Origin of the sequence: Sphingobium cloacae (assembly GCF_002355855.1) — a bacterium.
GTDB lineage: Bacteria > Pseudomonadota > Alphaproteobacteria > Sphingomonadales > Sphingomonadaceae > Sphingobium > Sphingobium cloacae.
Genome location: NZ_AP017655.1, coordinates 2,994,745 through 3,010,307, shown reverse-complemented (window position 1 = coordinate 3,010,307; position 15,563 = coordinate 2,994,745). Strand labels below are relative to the sequence as shown.

Below are 15,563 nucleotides of genomic sequence, written 5' to 3'. Positions count from 1 at the left end.
CATGGGGATGATCGCTTCCGTGCTGAGCAGCCCGATGGGCCGCCGACTGGTCAATATCGGCCATATGCTGACGGGCAATTTCGTCAATGCGGGCGTGATGCTGGTCGCCGTGGCGCTGGCCGCGCGCGGGCTGGGGCCGGAACTGTGGGGATCGATGGTGCTGATCCTCGCTCTGGCGAGCACCATCGAGCGTCTGGTCAAGTTCGAATCCTGGCAACCGCTGATCAAGTTCGCCGCCGAGGAAGAGGTGGAGGCCGATCCGGTACGGATGGCGCGGCTTTACGGCTATGGCGTGTTGCTGGACATCAGCACGGCGGCGCTTTCGGCGTTCCTGCTGGTGGCCATCGCGGCGGTGCTGGGGCCGGTCTTCGGGGTGAAGGGCATTCCGCTCGACGCGGCGGCCCTCTATTCCCTGACCATGCTGACCAAGGTGATCGGCGCGCCCGGAGCCGCCCTGCGTCTGGACGGACGGTTCGCGGCGGTCGCCTATTCGCAGATCCTGTCGAACATCCTGCGGGTGATCCTGGCCGCCCTGTGCCTCTGGCTGGAGACGGGCATCATCGGCTTCATACTGGCATGGACCGTGGCCGAAATCTCCTACAGCGCCTTCTATGTCTGGCTCGGCTGCCAGTCGCTGAGGCGGCAGGGCGTGCCCTTCCCGCTCAGCGTCCCGCTAAAAGGGCTGAAGCGGGACTTCCCCGATTTCCTGTCCTTCGCCTGGTCCACCAATCTTTCCACGGCGCTCCGGACGCTCACCCATGAGGCGGACGAGCTGGTGGTCGGCGCGCTCGCCGGTCAGGGAGCGGCGGGCATGTACAATCTGGCCAAGCGGATCGCGAAGCTGGGGCAGCAGATCGCAGGGCAGGTGCAGACGGTGCTCTATCCCGAACTGGCGCGCATGTGGCGCAGCGGCGAGCGGGACATGTTTCGCGGCACCATCTTCAACACGCAGATGCTGCTGAGCGGAACGGGCGTGGCCATCGCCGTGCTCACATGGTTTTTCGGGGAATGGCTGCTGCGCATCGGGCCGGGGGCGCAATATGTCGCCGCGTTCCCGCTGCTGATGAGCCAGGTGATCGCCGTGCTTTTCATCATGCATTCCGCGCCCGCGCGCAGCGCCCTGCTGTCCATGGGGCAGCCGCAGCTCGTGCTCCATGTCTTCGCGCTCAGCACCGTCATCTTCTACATGGTGGCGATCCCGGGGCTCGTCTATTTCGGACCCATGGGCGCCAGCGTGGCGCATATCGTGCTGGCGGTGGTGACGGCGGTGCTGCTGGACCTTGGGTGGGTGTATCGGAGCCAGCCGGAAATGCCTTCGGCCGCGGCGGCGGAATAGCCAAAACGGTCAGACAGCAAAACGCCGCCTGAAAAGGCGGCATCTCACCGATCGAAAGGCCATCTAGGCGTAGGTGGGCGCGCGCTTGCGCCACGGGAAGCCGCCCAGCCGCTCATACCACCGGCGCGGGCGGGGCATTTCGCCTTCGAAATATTCAGCCGACGCCATGTAGAACTGGACGGGATCGCCATAGCCCCGCCGCGCATGTTCGGCATAATCCACCCGGTTCATGACGACGCCGTCGACGGGTTTCTGAAGGACCTGCATCGCCGCGCGCACCTGTTCGGTCGTGGTCTTGCCCCAGCGGACCACCAGCAGGGTTTGGTCCGCCGTCTCCATCAACATGCGGGAATCGCGCGTCGCCAGAGTGGGAGGCGCGTTGATGACGATCAGGTCATATTGCTGCCGCAGCTTCTCCAGCAATTCCCTGACGCGGCCCAGCCGCATCAGCGCCACCGGATTGCGCGCCGGTTCGCGCGCGCTGATGACGACCGGCTCATAGGTCGGGGCACTGCGCGCGCCTTCTGCCGGGGGCGCGGCCTGCGCGGGCGCGGGGAGCAGATTGGCGACCTCGGCCGTGCCGGACAGATAATCGATCAGGTCGGGCATGCCGCCACGCTCCTCGGTGGAGCGCAACACGCTGTCGCTGGGCCGGCGCAGGTCGAGGTCGATGACGATGGCGCGGCGTCCCATTGCCACGGCGGCCGCCAGAAGGGTGAGCGTGACCGTCGATTTCCCGTCGCCGGTGATGGGAGAGGTAATGAGCACCGTCTGCGCCTGACCGGGGATGGCGAGGTCGGCGACCTCGCTTCCCAGTCCGCGCGCGACTTCGGCGAACAGGGATTGAGGGTCCTGCAACACCGGATTGGCCTTGGCCGAAGTCACGGCGTCGCCCGCCAGTTCCGGCAGCATCGCGAAGGTGCGCAGGCCGAACTGATGGAAGATCTGTTCCGCATTCCACAGCCGGTTGTCCGTCAGCTCGATCCCGAACACGATCAGCAGCCCCAGGATCAGCGATCCGATGAAGGCCGCGAAGGTCGCGGATTTGGGCCGGGGCGCGACCGGGTTTTCGGGAATGGCGGCGGGCGACATCAGACGCGAATGGATGCCCGCCGCCGCAAGGCTGGCCTTCACCTGCTGCGCCCTGGTGCTCATGGAGAGGAAGGCGGCGCGCGCCGTTTCCGCATTGCGTTCCAGCGCGTTGAGTTCGACCATCGCGGCGGTGTTGGCGAAGGCCTTGCCCGTGATCGCGTGCAGCGTTCCTTCCAGCTGGCCCGCCCGCGAGGCGGAAGCCGCCGCCTCGCTGCGCGCCATGCCCGCTTCACGGGCCGCGTCCGCCTGCGCCTGCGCCTGGGCGGCGGCGTTGACCCGCGCCTGCTCCTTCTGCATTCCGCCCAGGGTTTCGGAAATCTGCGCGTCGAGCCCCAGCATGCGGGGATGCTCCACGCCATAGGTCATCGCCATTTCCGTGCGCGTCCGCGTCAGGTCGTCCAGCTGCCGCCTTTGCTGTTCGAGCAGCGAGGAAGAGGCGTTCGCCGTGCTGATGTTCGAAACCGCCCGGCTGACGCCGGCGGCGCGGGCGCTCTGCGCGGCGCGCATGGCGGCGGCGGAGGCGGCTTCCACCGCGATGCGGTTGATCTGGGCGTAATCCTCCGACCCGCCCGCGCCGGTCAGCATCTGATGGCTGCGCCGGAAACCGGCGACGGCCTGTTCGGCCTGATGCGCCTCCGCCGCCAGCCGGTCGCGCTCATCGTCAAGCTGGCGGACGATCTTGCCCTGCCGCTCGTCGCGCATGGCGGCCCGATAGGCGGCCAGGCTGACCGGATATTGATTGGCGATTTCGGACGCCATTTCCGGCGAGGCCGACCGCACCGTGATCTCGATAAAATCCGAATCCTTGACGTTCGACACCGATGTCCGCGCCAGCAGCCTGCCCGCCAGCCGCGTCAATCGCCGGGAATCGAGAACGGCGCCTTCCTTCAGCGGCGAATCCACGAAGCGGGGGTCATGGGCCAGTTTCAGGTCCTGCACGACGCGCTCCGCCAGCGCGCGGGAGCGGTAGATGCCCGCCTCATTGGAAACGCGCTGCTGGTTGCGGGCCGCCATGTCGGGCGAACCGCTGTCGTCATTGAGTTCCACCTGCACCGTGGCGGTCGCTTCATAGACCGGGGTGGTCAAAAGCTGCGCGACCAGAACCACCAGCACCGCGACGAACACGATCGCGCCGAGCAGCAGTTCATGCCGCCTTATGATCTTGAGCACCTGTCGCGCGGACATGCTCAAGGGCGCGGAATTTCCTTCCGTGGGCCGCTCGGGCCTCGCTTCCAGAAGCGGGGCGCCCATTGCACCTGTTTGCGATAGCATGAATATGTCTCCGTGACGGCGTCAAGACATCGGAAGGCCCGAACTTCGGGCTTTTGGCGGGCGCGATCAAACAATCTTCGGGTCGAAGGCGGCAGGAATAATGATTAACCCGTTCGGGGCATGGCTTCTTCCGCTGCGGACAAGCCGTGCGATGCCCGGTCCGGTCCTGCGCGGGACGACTGCCATGCCCGATCGCCATCCCCCAAAATCGCTCCCGCCTGTCCGACGCGCGCGCATAAAAATCAGGCGGTGAAATGCGTTACGGGCGGTCCCCTATCCCAAAGCATTAACCCTGTTTCCTGTCCGGGCGCCCGATCCCCGCGGAAGCCGCCCACGGACGGCTCCCGATAAGCTATTCTGCGCGCGGGTTTCTGCCACAAGGGATGATAGCTGTCTGGTTCATTGCGGCGGCAGGCCAAGTTGATACCGTTTCGCCACGTCAACTGGAAACGGCGCCAAGGCCATGCAGGCACGAGCCGCCCGGACGCCGTTTCCCCCAGCGCGCAAGGGCGTCCCTATGGCCGCGAGCATTCCGCCCGCCCAGTATGATCCGTTTCCGGCCGATCCGCTCCCGGATGATCCCGAAGAGGATGAAGTACAGATTGCCACCGGCGCGCCGCTCTGGGCGGTCCTGCTGCATGACATGCTGACCCGGCCGACCGGCTTCCCCGCGCCAGCGCGCTTCGCGGCGCTGATGCTGATCGACGGAGCGCTGGTCCTCCTGACGCTGCTGCTGGTCGTCCTGGCGATTCCGGGGCCGGTTTCCGCTGCCTTTCTCGACCGCCCCAGCCTGATGCTGTTCTTCAGCATGGCGGCGGTCTTCACCCTCTGCCTCACCGGCCTTTACTGGCGCTGCTGGCGCTTCCTGTCCTTTGGCGACTGCATCATGTTGTCGACGGCGGTGGCGGGCAGCATGGCGGCCGCATGGGGCCTGTGCCTCATCGTCTCGGCGAAAATCAGGGCCGTGCCGCTGGACGTGATCGGCTTCGCGCTGCTGCATTCGGCGCTGCTGCTGGTGGCGATGATCGGCGCGCGGACGATCCGGCGCGGGCTGCGGGAATTCGCCCGCGCGCATATCGTTCCACGCGGCGAGAGGCATAATATCCTGCTGCTGGGCGAACTGGACTGGATCCGGTCGCTGCTGGAAATGCTGCGCGCCGATCGCACGAACAGCTTTCATGTCGTCGGCGCGCTGACCTTCGACGGGCGGGATACCCGGCTTCAGGTCGCGGGCGTGCCGGTGCTGGGCGCGCCCGACAAGTTGTCGCAGATCACCGAAGCGCTCGCCGCGAAGGGCCTGAAGCCCGAAAGCCTCGTCATAAGGGGCGATACGACGATGCCGCGCCGCGCCTTTTCGCGGCTGGTGAAGCTGGCCGATCAGTGCGACCTCACCGTCGCCCATGCCCGGGACCTGCAAAGGACGAAGGAAGGCGAACCGCGCATCGAGATCAAGCATTTCGAGCTGGCCGATCTGCTCGGCCGCCCGGAAGTCTCGCTCCAGCGCAACGTCGTGGAGCGGCTGATCCGGGGGCGCCGGATATTGGTGACCGGCGCGGGCGGCACCATCGGCGGCGAACTGGTGCGCCAGATCGCCACGTTCAAGCCGTCGGCGATCGTCCTGCTCGATCATTGCGAGTTCAACCTCTACTCCATCGAAATGCAGGTGCGGGACTTGTTCCCCGACATCCTCTGCCATCCCGAACTCTGCTCGATCCGCGAGCGCGGTTCGCTCGACGATGTGTTCCGGCGGCGAGAGCCGGAGATCGTCTTCCACGCCGCCGCGCTCAAGCATGTCCCCATCGTCGAGTGCAATCCTTGCGAAGGCGCGCATACCAATGTGCTGGGCACGCGCAATGTCGCCGATGCCGTCTGCGCGCACGGCGCGCTCGCCATGGTGCAGGTGTCGACCGACAAGGCCGTCAATCCCGTCGGCGTGATGGGCGCGACCAAGCGGCTGGGCGAGCTTTACTGCCAGGCGCTGGACCTGATCGGACAATGCGACCCCGAAAGCCCGCGCTTCATGACGGTGCGTTTCGGCAATGTGCTGGGTTCCAGCGGATCGCTGGTGCCGCTGTTCCAGCAGCAGATGGCGGCGGGCAAGCCGTTGACCGTCACCCATCCCGACATGAAACGCTATTTCATGACCGTCGCGGAAGCGGTGCAGTTGATCCTCCAGAGCAGCGCGCGAGCCATGGAGGCGAAGATCGACCGCGGCACCATCTTCGTCCTCGACATGGGCGAGCCGATCAGGATCGTCGACATCGCGCGCCGGATGATCCGCCTGGCGGGCCTTCGTCCCGACATCGACGTGCCGATCCAGTTCGTCGGCCTCCGTCCCGGCGAAAAGCTCTATGAGGAACTGTTCGACACGACCGAGGAGCAGCTTCGTTCCTCCATCCCCGGCGTGATCGAGGCGAGTCCCTGCCCCGTGCCGCTGGAAAAGCTGGTGAAGGCCTTTGCCGACCTGTCCCACCTCATCGCGGAGCGGGACGAGGAAGGCGTGCAGGACCTGATGAAGGAGTTGCTGCGCGCCCCGGCGCAATCGACCTGGGCCAGGACGCTGCGCGAATTGACGCGGGAGATCGATCTGGTGGGCAAGGCGGCGAACGAATGAGCGACCTGCGCGCCATGGAGCAGCCCGTTTCGGTCGCGCCGATCGCGGCGCGCTTCCCGCCGCCCGACCGGCGCTGGCCCCAATATGAGGCCGACGAGATCGGCGCGGTCGTCCGCGTGCTGGCCAGCGGCCGGGTCAATTCGCTGGTGCATGGCGACGAATGCCGCGCCTTCGAGCGGGAGTTCGCGGCCTATTGCGGGATGCCGCACGCCATTTCGCTCGCCAATGGCACGCTCGCCCTCGAACTCGCTTTCCGCGCGCTGGGGATCGGGGCGGGCGACGAAGTCATCGTGCCCGCTCGCAGCTTCTTCGCCAGCGCTTCGGCGGTGGCGGCGGTCGGGGCGGTGCCGGTATTCGCCGACATCGACGCGAACAGCCACACGATCGACCCGGCCGGCGTCGAACCCCTGATCGGCGCGCGCACGAGGGCGATCCTGTGCGTCCATCTTGCCGGCTGGCCCTGCGACATGGCAGCCTTGGACGCCATCGCCGCGGAATATGGTCTGTGGCTGGTGGAGGATTGCGCGCAGGCGCATGGCGCGGCCATTGGTGGGCGGAAGGTGGGCTCCTTCGGACATGCCGCCGCCTTCTCCTTTTGCACCGACAAGATCCTGTCGACGGGCGGCGAAGGCGGGATGCTGCTGCTGAGGGAAGAGGCGCACTGGCGGCGGGCCTGGGCCTATAAGGATCATGGCAAGAATGTCGCGATGATGGGCGCGCCTTCGCCCGGAAACGCCTTTCGCTATCTCCATGAAAGCTTCGGCACCAACTGGCGCATGACGGAAATGCAGGCGGCCATCGGGCGGGCGCAGCTACGCAAGCTGCCCGCATGGCTGGCGCGGCGGCGCGCCCATGCGGATCGGTTGCGGCGCGGGCTGGGCGGTCATCCACTGGTCCGGCTGCCGGTCGTCCCCGAAGGCGTGGACCATGCCTTCTACAAATTCTACCTCATGCTGGAGTACGGGCTTTTCGCGCCGGGAAAGGGAAGGGCGGACATCATCGCGGCCCTCAACGACCGGGGCATCCCGGCCGGGACCGGATCGTGCCCCGACATGTCGCGGGAACTGGCCGTCCGCGACAGCGCCCATCCCAACCGCCATCCGCTGCCCGTGGCGGCCGAGGTGGGCGAGCGCAGCCTCATGCTGTGCGTCGATCATCTCCTGGATGCGCAGGCGATGGACCTGACGATCGACACATTGGTCGAAGCGCTCGACTCGGCCTGCGACCCCGATGCCGCACGGCCTTTCTCGAATGATGTAACTCCTTAGTATAATTGACATTATTTTATTCCTATTGTGAAATGAACCAATATTACAGCGCCATGCCAATCAAGGAGTGGAGACGGTCATGCGGATAGTTCCTGTCGTCAGCCTGGCACTTCTGGTCCACTTCACGGCGGCATGTGCCGGATCGGTATCCGGCCTTCCCGCGCTCTCCACGGCGGAGGCCAATCAATATCGGCTCGGCCCCGGCGACGAGGTGCGCATCATGATCCCCGGCCTGACGGAGATCGACAAGGGCGCGTCCTTCACCGTCAATGACCGGGGCGAACTGTCCCTGCCATTGATGGGGCCGATCCCGGCGAACGGATCGACCATCCCCGAACTGGAGCAGGCCATCGCCGCGCAACTGGTGCAAAGGAAGTTGATGATCTCCCCGGTGGTCAGCGTCCAGCCCGTCCGGCTGCGGCCGATCTACATATTGGGAGAGGTCAAGAGCCCCGGCGAATATCCCTATCGCCCCGGCATGACGGTGGTGACGGCGGTGTCGGTCGCGGGCGGATATACGTTCCGCGCCAATCGCAACGCCGTCGCGATCATCCGGCAGGTCAACGGCCAGGCCTCGACCGCCAGGGCATCGGAGAACACGCCCATACAGCCGGGCGACACCGTCAAGGTGGTGGAGAAATGGTTTTGACCCCTGCCCGTCTGGTCCGGCTCTGTTCCTGCTCGGTCCTGGCGCTTCTGTCCGTCCCCGCCGGAGCGCAGGAACTGGACCGCGCGACGCCCCTTCTGGAAGCGCCCAAGGAATATCAGGCCAGGCCGATCCAGATCGGGCCGGTTTCCGCCTTCGTCGGGGGCGACGTCAGGCTGGAATATGATTCCAACATCTACGCCCTGCCTTCGGACAAGATCGACGATATGCGGGCAACCCTCGCGCCGAGGGTGAACCTGGCGCTGGAAAGCGATCGCTTCGAACTGGCGGCGGAGGGCAGCGCCGTCATCCGCCGCTATTTCGACAACAAGACGGAAAATTCCGAAGCGGGCAAAGCGGAACTCGCCGGCGTCTATCGTTTTTCCGAAACCGACAGCATCAATGCAGCCATCGAATGGCAGCGGCTGGTCGAGCAACGCGGCGAGCCGGAATCGCAGACCGACCCGGCAACGTCGCCCCGCCGCTATGATCGTTTGCGCGGGGAGCTGGCCTACAACCATATCGGATCGCGCATCACCATCGGCCTCAAGGGCACCGCGCTGCGCAACAATGCGCTCGCCCGCATCGACGAGGAACGCGATTTCGACCAGTATAGCGGGCAGGCGCGGATCGGATACCGGGTCAGCGGAATCATGAGCGCCTTTGGCGAAGGCTTTATCGTCGTCAGGGATTTCGACCTGCCCTTCGACACATCGGGCATCGACCGCGATTCCCGGACCTATGGCGCACGCGTGGGCCTCGCCTTCGAGCCGGGCGGCCTGCTCAGCGGAGAGGCCGCCGTCGGCGTCTTCCGCTTCAAGCCGGACGATCCGGCGCAGGATTCGCGGACGGGCCTTTCCGTCTCGGCCGCGCTCGTCTATGCGCCGACGCCCCGGCTGGCGATCACGCTCGACGGCTTCCGGGGTGATGTGGCCACGGTCCGGACGGGCGCCCGTTCGCGAACCGACACCCGCTTGCGCCTCGGCGTTCAGAGCGAGGTCCGCCATAATCTGCGGCTTCAGGGATCGCTGCTCTACCGCCGCAGCAATTTCGTCGGCACCGGGCAACATGAACGGACCCTCGCGGGGATCGTGGAGCTGGAATATCTGCTGAGCCGCCATATCGCCCTCGCCCTGATGGCGCGGATCGCCGACCGCAGCAGCACGCGGCCGGCCGACGAGTTCGATCGCGCCATCTTCGGCGCGGAAATCCGCTTTCAATTCTGAAGGCGGCTGCTGCGGCTCAGGGAATCGGCCGCCCTGCCATCACCTCTCGATGGGCGAAGTCGAGAAACTCGTCCAGGTTCAGCCAGCGGTCGTGATCGGCATCCTCCCACGCATCGTTGCGCCGGGGGTCGAGGCCATGGGCCCGCTCCCAGCTGTCGGCCATGCCGTCCTCGTCCAGATCGACATAGGGCGTTCCGGGCGCGATGGCGGGCAAGGGGCGCGGGCCGCTGCGCATGGCCGCATCGTGGATGATCGATCCGGTCCGCGCCCGAACCTCGGCCACGGTGCGCACGTCCAGCGCATCCCTGGGGAAAGCGCCCGCCTTGTCCAGCACCTGAAGATAGGCCTGCTCCGCCGGAACGAGCCGCGTGCTGAGCGGGCAGACGGGACGCGACACCTGCGATATTTCCACCGTGCCGGTCTTCAGCACCTTGACCTTGTCCAGCCTGTTGTCCGCCATGAAGATTTTCGACATCCCCGTGCTGCTGTCCAGCACGCGGTCGATGGCGGGAATGGCGTCCGCGCTGTCCGGTCCCTTGCGATAGGTGTTGCCGACGATGCTGACAGGCGTGCCGCCGAAGACCTCATGCACTTCGGTGAACTGGGAATCGCCATTGTAGAAGACGTTGTTCAATATCTCGACGCAGGACAGCGGCATGAAGTTCACATCGGGATTGCGGTCCCCGTTATGCGCGCAGAGATTGCGGATGAAGCTGAGCTTCTGCGGCGCTTTCGGATTGGAGGCGAGCAGGGCGCATTTGTCGTGGCGCGGAATGCCCTGCACGAAAATCGAGTTGGAGATGGTGATATTGTCATTGTGGTCATATCCGCTCATCACCTGATCCTGCGCCCATGCGCCGCTCACATGATCGAAGATGACGTTGCGGCTGTTTTCGAACAGGAAGGAACTGTTGCTGCCCCGGTCCTCCGCATTCAGGTCGGTGCGGACGCGGATATGGCGGATGATGACGTCATGCGTGTCCTTGGCGATGATCGGCGTATAGCCGTCCACGCCGCCGCCATGGGTGACGATGATGCCGCCGCCTGGCGCCGTCTGGCCCGCGATGGTGATATAGGGATTGGTGATGATCGGCCGCCGCGTCGTGAATCGGATGACGCCGCTGACGCGAAAGACGCAGACGCGCGGCCCCTGCGCCTCTATGCAGGCGCGCAGCGAGCCGGGGCCGCGATCCGCCAGCGTGGTGACGGGGATGATGGCTCCGCCCCGCCCGCCGCGCGACCGGCGGCCATAGCCTTCCGCACCGGGAAAGGCTTCCACGCCGGGCACTTCGGGCAGGACCGACGATCCGTCCAGATCCGCATCCGCGCCGCCGCTCTTGAGGCGCTGGGCAAGATCGGACGGCGCCACGAACGGCGTCGCGAGCAGGGCCGCGATGCCGATGCCCAGCATGGCCATGGCGCTCTGGCTCACCATGGCGGCCCGCTCATCCCGCCGGGCAGAAGCGACTGGTAGATCGCGCTGATCTGTTCGACATGGCGATCGGCGCTGTAACGCCGGGTGGCATCGGCCCATGCGGCGGCCGCGATGGCCGCCAGCCGGTCCGGCGAATCGAGCAGGCCGATGATCGCCGAAGCCATTTCGGCCGGATCGTCGGCATGGGACAGCAGGCCGGTGACGCCATGGTCGATGGCCTCGATATTGCCGCCCGACGCGGCGGCCACCACCGGCGTGCCCAGCAACATCGCCTCGATCAGCGACCGGCCGAAAGGCTCGTGCACGGCGGGCACGGCATGGATGTCGCATCCGGCCATCAGCGGCGCGCCGGGATAGCGGAAGCCCATCAGGCGCAAGCGAGGGGCCACGCCCAGCGTCCTTGCCTTGTGAAGCACCTGGACATCCATTCCCGGCACGAGCGGCGAACCGAATATCAGCCCCATGAAGCGGAGGTCCGGCCGCATTCTGGCCATGCAGGACAGGACATCGACGAAGAACAGCGGCCGCTTGCGCTCCAGCATGTGGCCGAAGAAGCCGATGAGCCGGGTATCGGGACCGACGCCCAGTTCCGACGTCAGCGCCCGATGGGCCTGATCCCTGTCGATGGGCTGGGCATCGACGTCGAAGGGGCTGTAGACCACCGCCGTCTTGCGCGCGGCGCTCTTGCTTCGCCGGACTTCCGACAGGGCGTAATCCGACACGCCGACGATGCGATGCGCCGCGAAGGGCGCCAGGAAGCGCACGCCTCTGGCGTCCGAGCTTCCACGGTGATGCCAGAGCAGCCTTGCTCCGGCGAGCCGGGCCGGCAGCGCCCATGACACATGCATCGCCCCTTCGTTGGTGTGCACGATGCCGACTTGCTGCTCCCGGAGGAAGCGGGCCAGCCGCCATTGGTCCGCCACAGCGCCCGCCACCCCCTTCGGCGGAGGGACGCCGCAGGAATTGCCGAAGAAACCCGCATCGGGCAGGACGACATGCTCCAGCCCTTCCGCCCGCAGGAACGTGCCGAACTGGCCCTCGCCATGATGCAGCACGATGAGGGGACTGAACCGGCTCCGGTCGAGCCGGCGGATGAGCTGCGTGGCCGAGATGTGGCTGCCCCCCACCGCGCCGCCGCCGAAGGGGAAGCAGATGCGAACCGGCGTCGCGCATCGCGCTGCGCCCCGCGCCGGGACGGACGGTTGGGAGAGGGCGTCGGAAGCGGAGGAAAGCTGAAGCATTTACATCACCTGTGCCTGGCGGATATCGGATGGGGACGCGTCCCGCGACGCCACGGCATGGCCGCCGATCGTCTGATAAAGCTGGTCGTAGGAGGCTGCGATCCTGCCGATGGAGAAGTCCGCCTTCACGCGCGCGCGAGCCGCGGCGCCCAGCCTTTTTCGCCCGGCCCTGCCCATTTCCCACATCGTCATGATGGCCTCCGCCAGCTTGTCCGGTGCACAGGGAGGCACGGTGATGCCGGCATCCCCCACGATCCAGCGGCTGTCCCCGACATCCGTCGCGATGCAGGGAACGGCGCAGGCCATCGCTTCGCCCAGGATATTGGGGAAACCCTCGCCCCAGGCCGAAGGCAGGACCAGCAGGTCGAGCCCCGGCAGGACATCGGCCAGCGAGGAGACATGGCCCCGCAGCGTCAGGCGGTCGGCGGGTAATCCGCCAATCAGCTGGCCGAACCGCCCCGAGGGCCGGTCCATGTCCTGCCCCATCAGCAGCAGATGGACGTCCACCCCGGCCTTTCTCGCCCGCCCCACCGCATCGATCAGATTGGCCACGTCCTTCATGGGATGATTGCGCGCCGCCATGCCGACGATCAGAGCGCGGGGATCGATACCGAAACTGGCGACGAGTCCGTCGCGCCCATCCACGCGCGGCTGGAACAGGTCGCAATCGAACCCGTTGGGGATCACCGTCGCCCGGTCCGGCGCAAAGCCCAGCCGCCCATGCTGCCGGGCGGCGGCGTGGGAATTATAGACGATGGCTTGCGGCCAGCGCGAAAACAGCGCGGCCAGCCTGATGATGGTCCGCAGCGCGGGCTTTTCCTGCCGCAGATCGTCGATGCTGTGGCGCACGTTCCAGACGACCGGAATCCGCTCGCGCCGCAGCCACGTCCCCAGCCGCGCCGCCAGATGGGCATGATACATCCACGCCATGATGAGGTCCGGCCTTTCCCCGCGCACCGCCGCGCGCAGGCGCATGAGGCCCGGCAGGAGCGAGCCCATGCCGGCCAGCCCGCAATCGCGGAGCGGAATGCCGCTTTCCCTGACGCGCGCGCCCGCGACGCCGGGCGGCATCAGCGACAGCACGGACGCCTGACGGGCACCGCCCTGCATCCGTTCATGTTCCAGCAGCCGGGCAAGCATGGTTTCCGCGCCACCGACGTTGAGAGCGGTAATGACGTGCAGTATCTTCATAACTGTTCCTGAAACCGGATTGGCGCTTCAGTTCAGGCCATCGCCAGCAGCTTCTCGATCTCCGATCCGGCGCCGATCCGTTCCACAACCTCCAGAGCGCCGTCGCCTCGCAAGGCGAACAGCGTCCCATGATGGTCGCCCGATTGGAGCGTGCGCACGATGAAAAGCAGCGATCCCGGCCCCCGGAGATAGGAAAGCAGGTTCTGGGTGGCGCGCCGCAACTCGGCTTCGCGGAAGTAATTTTCGTTGAGGATATTGGCGGCCCGCACCAGATCGAAGCGGCCCGCGAACGCTTCCTTGCGCCGCAGCACGTCGTCCTCGACGATGACGATGGAATCATGGTCGCGGATGCGCGGGCTGACCAGTTCGACCTGCCGGACGCCGATCCCTTCGCGCAGCTTGCGCGCCGCCCAGCGGCCCAGCAGCCGCGCCAGCAGCGGGCGCGCCAGCCACATGCCGGTCAGGAAATCCCTGCGCCGCCGCCATGGCTGGATGGATCGGCCGAACATGTCGATCTGAAGCAGTTGCCCATGCTTGTTCAGCAAGGCCGCGCATCCGCCGCCAAGCTGCACGATCCATGCATGGATGGGATAGTCCGTGCCGATGATGCGCGGATGGAATCCCTCGCGCGACAGGGTGTCGTGCAGGTCCAGCGTGGTCGTTCCCGACGAGACGCCGATGTCCAGCAGTTCGCGCACCTCCGTCCCCCGCGCCTTGATGGCCTGCGCCAGACGACGGTCGACCTCGCCGAACCGCCCGCCCCAGGTGCATTTGAACGTGTTGTTGGGGTTCTTGATCGAGCTGAAGAAGGCGTCCTCGACCTGCTGGGGAAGGGCATCGGCCGGGCGCGAGAAGAACTGGGTGGCGGCGAGTATCATGGACAAGACCCTACTATGTGTCGCCGCCGCATGAAGGGGGGCGCTTGGCTAGGGGGAAGGCCAATAGGGATTAGCCCGAATGCAGGACCCTTCCCCGCAGGTTAAGCCGCTTGGCTGGTTCGGGCCGTTCCCTTGGACATATACCCAAGGGCCATGGAATAAACGGCGCGGCCGATCCACCTTCGGTGCATGAGGAAATCGTTCCGGGCGGCTGCCCCCTTTTCCGGCAGGCCGCATATCGCTCTGGTTCTTCCCGGCCTGCGCGCCGGAGGATCGGAACATATCGTCAGCCTGCTCTGCAATCATTTCAGCCGGCTGGGCTGGGCGGTCAGCCTCTTCGCCTTCGAGGAGCGGGGAGACGCGCCCTATTACCCGCATGATCCGGGAGTGCGCATCCGGCAGCTTGGGCATCCGGCGGGGCGGCTTCCCCTGTTCCGCTCGCTGGCCAATGTGCGTGACCGCATCCTCACCCTTCGCGGAGCGCTGGAAGAGGATCGCCCCGATCTGGTCATCAGCTTCCTGACGAGGACCAATGTCGTCAGCGTGCTGGCGGCAAGGCCGCTGGGCATCCCGGTCATCGTGTCGGAGCGCAACAATCCATCCCAGCAGCGCCCCGGCTTCGCCTGGTCGGCCCTGCGTCGCCATGCCTATGGCCGCGCCCATGGGCTCATCACCATGACGCAGGGGGCGATGGACCAGTTTCCCGCATCGATGCGCCGCCGCCAATGGGTCATCCCCAATCCCACCTATGCCCCGATCGAGCCGGACCCTGGCCGCGTGGCGGGCAAGCGGATCGTGGCGGTCGGCAGGCTGGTGCCGCAAAAGGGATTCGACCTGCTGCTGGACGCCTTTGCCCGCGTGTCGGAGCGGATGCCCGGCTGGTCGCTCACGATCTGGGGCGAAGGACCGGAACGGGCGAAGCTGGAGGCGCAACGCGATGCTCTGGGGCTTCGCAAGCGCGTCGCGCTGCCCGGCGTGACGAAGGAACATGGCGGCTGGCTGCGCGAGGCGGATATCTTCGTGCTGTCGTCCCGCTTCGAAGGATGGGGCATCGTCATCGGCGAGGCGATGGCGGCGGGCATTCCCACCATCGCGTTCGACTGCTGCTGGGGACCGGGAGAAATGATCGCCAATGGAGTCGGCGGCCTGCTGGTCCCCGATGGCGACGTGCCGGCGCTGGGCGAGGCGATGGCGGCCCTGTGCAACGATCCCGCCCGCCGCGCGCAATTGTCGCAGGGCGCGCGGATCGCCTCGCAAAGGTTCACGACCGATGCGGTCCTGCGCCAATGGGAGGATGTCGTCGCCGAGGCGCTGGTCCTTGAACGACCTTCCGCCGGCAAGCCGACACTGGCGGCCGCCTGAAT

11 protein-coding genes are annotated in these 15,563 nt (G+C 66.4%); 6 read left to right on the top strand and 5 right to left on the bottom strand.

The annotated features are described in order from the left end of the window. Position 1 precedes the first annotated feature (1 nt). A complete protein-coding gene (locus SCLO_RS14700; RefSeq protein ID WP_066515259.1) occupies positions 2–1,336 on the top strand; it encodes a lipopolysaccharide biosynthesis protein in 1,335 nt (444 codons plus the stop codon). Between the two features lie 63 nt (positions 1,337–1,399). On the opposite strand, the gene SCLO_RS14695 is transcribed toward SCLO_RS14700, so the two are convergent. Further along, the gene (locus SCLO_RS14695; RefSeq protein ID WP_231923418.1) at positions 1,400–3,613 is read right to left on the bottom strand and encodes a GumC family protein; all 2,214 of its coding nucleotides are present in this window, start codon (positions 3,611–3,613) and stop codon (positions 1,400–1,402) included. Between the two features lie 604 nt (positions 3,614–4,217). Here SCLO_RS14695 and SCLO_RS14690 point away from each other — a divergent pair. The 4 genes from SCLO_RS14690 to SCLO_RS14675 all read left to right on the top strand — a co-directional run bounded on the left by SCLO_RS14690 (position 4,218) and on the right by SCLO_RS14675 (position 9,454). Further along, positions 4,218–6,314: a polysaccharide biosynthesis protein gene (locus SCLO_RS14690; protein ID WP_066515262.1), complete on the top strand. Its 2,097-nt coding sequence runs from the start codon at positions 4,218–4,220 to the stop codon at positions 6,312–6,314. After that, on the top strand, positions 6,311–7,582 hold the full coding sequence (locus tag SCLO_RS14685; RefSeq protein ID WP_066515264.1) for a DegT/DnrJ/EryC1/StrS family aminotransferase: 1,272 nt from the start codon (positions 6,311–6,313) through the stop codon (positions 7,580–7,582). The genes SCLO_RS14690 and SCLO_RS14685 overlap by 4 nt, the downstream gene beginning before the upstream one ends. 79 nt (positions 7,583–7,661) lie before the next feature. Beyond that, entirely contained in the window at positions 7,662–8,231 is a 570-nt protein-coding gene (locus SCLO_RS14680) for a polysaccharide biosynthesis/export family protein (protein ID WP_066515266.1), read from the top strand. After that, positions 8,222–9,454 carry an outer membrane beta-barrel protein gene (locus tag SCLO_RS14675; RefSeq protein WP_066515268.1) on the top strand — a complete coding sequence of 411 codons (1,233 nt, stop codon included), beginning with the start codon at positions 8,222–8,224 and terminating at the stop codon, positions 9,452–9,454. Before SCLO_RS14680 ends, SCLO_RS14675 begins: the two co-directional genes overlap by 10 nt. A 16-nt stretch (positions 9,455–9,470) precedes the next feature. Here SCLO_RS14675 and SCLO_RS14670 read toward each other — a convergent pair whose 3' ends face one another. The 4 genes from SCLO_RS14670 to SCLO_RS14655 are packed head-to-tail and all read right to left on the bottom strand — an operon-like array spanning position 9,471 to position 14,199. Next, on the bottom strand, positions 9,471–10,889 hold the full coding sequence (locus SCLO_RS14670; RefSeq protein WP_096362162.1) for a pectate lyase family protein: 1,419 nt from the start codon (positions 10,887–10,889) through the stop codon (positions 9,471–9,473). Continuing rightward, the gene (locus tag SCLO_RS14665) at positions 10,883–12,130 is read right to left on the bottom strand and encodes a glycosyltransferase family 4 protein (RefSeq protein ID WP_066515270.1); all 1,248 of its coding nucleotides are present in this window, start codon (positions 12,128–12,130) and stop codon (positions 10,883–10,885) included. Before SCLO_RS14665 ends, SCLO_RS14670 begins: the two co-directional genes overlap by 7 nt. Next, on the bottom strand, positions 12,131–13,321 hold the full coding sequence (locus SCLO_RS14660) for a glycosyltransferase (protein ID WP_066515272.1): 1,191 nt from the start codon (positions 13,319–13,321) through the stop codon (positions 12,131–12,133). Positions 13,322–13,353: 32 nt separating this feature from the next. Further along, positions 13,354–14,199, bottom strand: a complete 846-nt coding sequence (locus tag SCLO_RS14655) for a hypothetical protein (RefSeq protein WP_066515274.1) — start codon at positions 14,197–14,199, stop codon at positions 13,354–13,356. Positions 14,200–14,388: 189 nt separating this feature from the next. Between SCLO_RS14655 and SCLO_RS14650 the strand changes: the two genes are divergently transcribed. Continuing rightward, positions 14,389–15,561 (top strand): glycosyltransferase family 4 protein, encoded by a 1,173-nt coding sequence (locus tag SCLO_RS14650; protein ID WP_066515277.1) that lies wholly within the window; start codon positions 14,389–14,391, stop codon positions 15,559–15,561. Positions 15,562–15,563: the final 2 nt, after the last annotated feature.

What these genes read in the sequence shown, in the direction of transcription:
- SCLO_RS14680 (WP_066515266.1), top strand. Translation starts at nt 7,662, where the DNA reads ATGCGGATAGTTCCTGTCGTCAGCCTGGCACTTCTGGTCCACTTCACG.
- SCLO_RS14675 (WP_066515268.1), top strand. Translation starts at nt 8,222, where the DNA reads ATGGTTTTGACCCCTGCCCGTCTGGTCCGGCTCTGTTCCTGCTCGGTC.
- SCLO_RS14660 (WP_066515272.1), bottom strand. Translation starts at nt 13,321, where the DNA reads ATGAAGATACTGCACGTCATTACCGCTCTCAACGTCGGTGGCGCGGAA.
- SCLO_RS14700 (WP_066515259.1), top strand. Translation starts at nt 2, where the DNA reads ATGGGGATGATCGCTTCCGTGCTGAGCAGCCCGATGGGCCGCCGACTG.
- SCLO_RS14685 (WP_066515264.1), top strand. Translation starts at nt 6,311, where the DNA reads ATGAGCGACCTGCGCGCCATGGAGCAGCCCGTTTCGGTCGCGCCGATC.
- SCLO_RS14670 (WP_096362162.1), bottom strand. Translation starts at nt 10,889, where the DNA reads ATGGTGAGCCAGAGCGCCATGGCCATGCTGGGCATCGGCATCGCGGCC.
- SCLO_RS14695 (WP_231923418.1), bottom strand. Translation starts at nt 3,613, where the DNA reads ATGTCCGCGCGACAGGTGCTCAAGATCATAAGGCGGCATGAACTGCTG.
- SCLO_RS14655 (WP_066515274.1), bottom strand. Translation starts at nt 14,199, where the DNA reads ATGATACTCGCCGCCACCCAGTTCTTCTCGCGCCCGGCCGATGCCCTT.
- SCLO_RS14690 (WP_066515262.1), top strand. Translation starts at nt 4,218, where the DNA reads ATGGCCGCGAGCATTCCGCCCGCCCAGTATGATCCGTTTCCGGCCGAT.
- SCLO_RS14665 (WP_066515270.1), bottom strand. Translation starts at nt 12,130, where the DNA reads ATGCTTCAGCTTTCCTCCGCTTCCGACGCCCTCTCCCAACCGTCCGTC.
- SCLO_RS14650 (WP_066515277.1), top strand. Translation starts at nt 14,389, where the DNA reads ATGAGGAAATCGTTCCGGGCGGCTGCCCCCTTTTCCGGCAGGCCGCAT.